Origin of the sequence: Bradyrhizobium sp. Arg816 (assembly GCF_029989365.1) — a bacterium.
Lineage (GTDB): Bacteria > Pseudomonadota > Alphaproteobacteria > Rhizobiales > Xanthobacteraceae > Bradyrhizobium.
On the sequence record NZ_JAPRAQ010000242.1, the window covers coordinates 1 to 436 of the forward strand.

Genomic DNA, 436 nt, shown 5'->3' on the forward strand with positions numbered 1-436 from the left:
GACGGCAAGAATCAGGCGCTCGCGGTCGAAGGCTTGCTCGAACTGGATGTCACGCTGGCGCCAGTCCAGGTTGGGCGAGATCAGCGTATTGATGTCGGTATTGATGGTGAAGTTGCGCGCCGCGTAATAGCCCGCCGCGACCGCTGATATCAGCGAGAGGACGACGACAGGGATGGCAAACCGCGTGCACGCCTTAACAATCGAGACAACAATACGTGTCAGCACTTCATTTCTTTCTGATCACAGGAAGCACGCCGAAAACGCCCGCTATCTAGCGGAGTTCCCAGGGCCGATCTAATGTTGTTTTGACCGCCCGACCGCTGGTTCACGAAGAAGCGTCAAAACGGGCCGGAACGGCGTTGGGCGCGGTATATCCCGCCCCAGCGGGCAATAAAGTGACGAACAAGTGAGATGGGGTGGGCATTAATGCCGCAGT

General features: G+C 57.6%; 1 protein-coding gene. It reads right to left on the reverse strand.

Annotation, left to right across the window (positions count from 1 at the left end; genetic code table 11):
• On the reverse strand, window positions 1–225 hold a 225-nt coding region (locus OWC48_RS46715), incomplete at its 3' end, for a hypothetical protein (RefSeq protein WP_282526025.1).
• Between the last annotated feature and the right edge of the window lie 211 nt (window positions 226–436).